This is a genomic window from Boseongicola aestuarii (genome assembly GCF_900184815.1).
Lineage (GTDB): Bacteria > Pseudomonadota > Alphaproteobacteria > Rhodobacterales > Rhodobacteraceae > Boseongicola > Boseongicola aestuarii.
The window spans coordinates 1-3,959 of the sequence record NZ_FXXQ01000042.1 but is presented as its reverse complement, the minus strand read 5'-3'; the positions used below and the strand labels follow the sequence as shown (position 1 = coordinate 3,959).

Sequence of the window (3,959 nt, the reverse complement as noted above, 5' to 3'; positions counted from 1 at the left end):
GAATGGCCTGTGCCCCTTTGGCTGTATAGACGTGGTCCAGCGCGTCAGTCGCCTTGGCCATAGGGTATCTCCAATCTGATCGGTCTGGAGCTTACAATAGTCAGAAAAACCTTGATCGTCCAACGGCAGCAAAGTCCACATAGCGGCCGTAAGAGCGGAGCGCAGCGAACGGCGCCGCTGAGCCCAATTTGCTGGTGCTCTGTCTCGCGGCGAACGCCCAGTCTGAGGTGACTGACCAGAAAGCGGCCGAGATTGCTACACCGCAGCGCACTTTTTGAATAGTAAGGCTCATTGCCTTCATTTCGCGACACCGATCACCAGAGCCTGCTCGATGAGGGAAGTGGTGGGCCGCCATGAGTGCGGCTTAGGCCGAGATCCTTGAGAAGATGGGCGTTGGCGTGGCGGCGGTCCAAATAGAATCTGCGGCGCGACCGGAAGAGATACTTCAGGAGTGTCAATGGGTGGCGCAGTATGCGGGCGAGCGAAGAGGGGACCGTGAGGGGTTGCTGCTGTGTCGAGATATCGGTCATGGCGGGTATCCTTCTGAAGACTTTGCCGGAATGGCTGGTTTGTGAAGCCAAACTGGCAGGGGGAAGGTTGCATGTCCTAAAACGGCCCTAAATCGATCCGAAAGCTTCGGAAACGATCGTAAAGGTCAGTGGATTTTGCGGTGGCTCCGGTTTGCAGGCAAACAGGAAGTCACGAGGTTTCGACACCAAATGGGAGCGTCGAGCGCCTAGGTCTTTGCGGCTGCTGCCCGCGCGTCAAGCTCGCGAACAAGGCGCTGAAAGCGGGGTTCGCCGCGCAGGGGGTCGAGGTCGGTGTCCTGCTTGATCCAGACCGAGAAGGTTACGGCGTCGACCCGCAGGAGGCAGGCTTCAAGCGTATCGAGTGCAGCCTCTGTTTGGCCGAGCAGCGCCATTGCGCAAGCGATGTTGTAGTCGATGCTTGGATCATCGGGATCAACGGCCTTGGCCCGCACGGACCATTGCTTGGCGCGTTCGGCCTCGCCCAGTTTCGCAAGGGCACTGACACCCGTGATCAGTGCGTATGAATCCGACGTGTTTTCTGAAAGCAAGCGTTCCGCCCGCGCGAGCGTGCGGCGGGCTGTGTCCAGCACCTTCTCATGCTGGCCCGTTGCCCTGTAGCACATCGCGATATGGGAGGTGGCCGCCAAATCCGCTTCCGAAAGCTCGGCGGCGCGTTCCCAGTGCACGATGGCATCGGCATACCGCCCGGTCTGAAAACACGTTCGTCCATAGTGAAAGCGTACATCGTAGGACTCAGGGTCAAGATCAAACGAGCGTGCGTGAAGCTCGAACGCCTCGTCGAAACGACCGAGACCGGCCAGGACAAAGGCCTTGGCCGCAAGCGCCTCTGTCAGGTCGGGATTCAGAGAGAGCGCGCGCTCGGCAGCTTGCAGGCCATGTTCGGTCGAGGCCGAAAGGCCGAAAAGCCCTGTCTGACTGATCGCCAGAAGTGCCCAGGCCAGATCGTAGTCAGAGTCGATTTCGAGCGCCTTCTGAGCGAGGCGGCCGGCGATCGCATAGTTCTGCCTGTCGAAGCGCAGGTGGTGATAGCGGGCTTGCAGGTAGAGCTCATAGGCTGCGGCATTGTCGGTCGGGCGCGACTTGATCGCCATGCGTTCCGACGGAACAAGCCTGACCTTGAGCGCGGCGACGATGGCCTCGGTGATCTGGTCCTGAAGATCGAAGATGTCCGTCAGGTCGCGGTCAAAGCGCTCGGCCCAGACCGGATGCCCGGTCGCGCCGTCGACAAGCTGGGCGTTGATGCGAATGCGATTGCCGGATTTGCGCACACTGCCCTCGACCACGTGGGTGAGGTTCATGTCCCTTGCCGTTTGCGCGACGTCGACGGCGCGGCCCTTGAAGGTGAAGGCCGTGTTGCGCGCAACGACGGAAAGGGCGGCGACCTTGGAAAGATCGGTGATGATGTCCTCGGTGACCCCGTCGGAAAAATACTCCTGATCGGCGTCGTTCGAAGTATTGGAGAACGGGAGCACGAGGATTTTAGGGGCGGTAGGGTCGCCTTTGTCGGCGTGAGGTGCCGGGGCAGATGTGCCCTCGTCTACATGAAGCACGAACTGATAGCCGCGACCCGGTATCGTTGACAGTGACTTGGGGCCAAGCGCCTTTCGCAGGGCCGAGACCTGAACGGTCAGATTGCTTTCCTCGACCGCAATCTCCGGCCAGATTGCGTCGAGTATTTCCGCCTTGGTCAGGACGCGGTGACGGTTCGCTACGAGAAAGCACAGCATGTCGAAAGCTCGGGCGCCCAGAGGCAACTCGAGACCGCCGCGGGTGAGCTTGCGCTCGTCCGGCGCCAAAATGAATTCGCCGAAGCGGAATGATGACAACGAATTCTCTCCTGCTTTGGTTTTCAATGACGCGGAGTTTTATTCTGGCAGCAGAGATACGAACGTTCCAGAAATTACTAGCAGGATTCCGAAGCCTTTTGCTTTTTCGAAAGAGCGCACACCTGTGCCAACAGCAAAGCCCGTATGCAAAAGCGAGCATTGGCGCACAGAATAGCCAACGCATGTTGTCCGAGCTAGGGACTCTTGGCGACATCTGCTGTAAGTCAACGGCTGCCATTGATCGTTGCGGCTGCAATGTTCGCTTTGTCTGCACAGCAGTCATTGCTGCACGCCTCAGCAAATAACGGCGTTCAGCCCAAAGTGAAGCTGTGCAAACAGCACCTGCGTACGCTTCCAGTCACCATATCAATTACGAATTTTCCGTTTGCTCTAGGTGAACGGCACGAAATTGAGATTACAACTGACCGGCAATCACGGGGCCAAGCCAGCGATCTCCAGCATTGACAAGAATCTATCTCGTTCTTCGTCCTCTTCGTAGGGCAGGACAGTTCGAGCGAACCCGATTGTAAATTTGGCGTTTGCCTTTTTGACCTCGCTAGACGTTGCGTAGGCCTCTTCCAATTGTCCGTTTGCAGCGTAGCAGGCTGCAGCAAGCGCCAGCGCATTGGGGTGGTTTGGCTGGGCGGCGCGGACACGCTCCAGGTGGGGAACGGCCTCTGCATATCGCTCCAGATTGAAGAGCGCGCGGCCACAGAAAATATGATAAGATAGCGGAAAATGCGGATTCAAATTCATCGCCGCTTCCAGCTCTAACAAAGCCGCCTCGGACCGTCCGGCGTATGTATAGGAAAACGCCCTGAGACTTCGAAAATAGACACTCGCCGGATTGAGAGATACCGCCTGATCAAGTTCGGCAAGCGCCCGGTCGGTCGACCTGTCGATCCACTGATGCGTCCATCCCATGACGGTATGCGCCCAGGGTTCCCGTTCATCGGCGGCTACAGAAGCCTGGGCTGCGTCGGCGCATTTACGTGATGTAGCGGTAAGATCGTCAGTGAATCCATTGTTGTAGTAGTGCAGATAAGCCCATGAAATTACTGCGTGAGCACGCGCGGCGCTTGGGTCTAGCTCCAGTGCCCGCTCGGCTTCTGTGATCGCCTTGCGATTGCCGTCGGGATCAAACTTCCAGATATAGTCCAAGGCTCTGAGAACGTGATCGTATGCGTTGACAGTGTCCGACGACTTGACCAGAGATCGCCGATAATGCTGTCGCGAAATCTCACCCACCAGCCTATTGACGATCACGCTCGTGATCTCGTCCTGAACTTCGAAAATATCCTTGAGCTCTCGGTCATAACGCTCGGCCCACAGTTGATTTCCAACTTCAGCGTCTACGAGCTGCACTGTGACGCGGATGCGGTTCCCGGCACGCCGGACGCTGCCTTCGACAATGTATTGTACACCAAGTTCGTGCGCGACCTGTCCCGCAGACATATCAGCGTCGCGAAAGGCGAAACTGGAATGACGTGCAATGACAAAGAGTTCAGCATATCGGGACAGGTCGGTCAGAACGTCGTCGGTAATCCCATCTGAAAAATAAGATTGCTCCGGATCGCCCGAG

General features: G+C 57.6%; 2 protein-coding genes. Both read right to left on the bottom strand.

Features of this window, described 5'->3' with window-relative positions; all coding sequences use genetic code 11:
- Positions 1-736 precede the first annotated feature (736 nt).
- Positions 737-2,377, bottom strand: coding sequence for a TPR end-of-group domain-containing protein (locus tag BOA8489_RS19835; protein WP_093976036.1), 1,641 nt, complete (start codon positions 2,375-2,377; stop codon positions 737-739).
- A 432-nt stretch (positions 2,378-2,809) separates the two neighbouring features.
- Positions 2,810-3,959 (bottom strand): tetratricopeptide repeat protein (locus BOA8489_RS19830; RefSeq protein ID WP_093976035.1); only part of this gene is annotated, 1,150 nt, incomplete at its 5' end.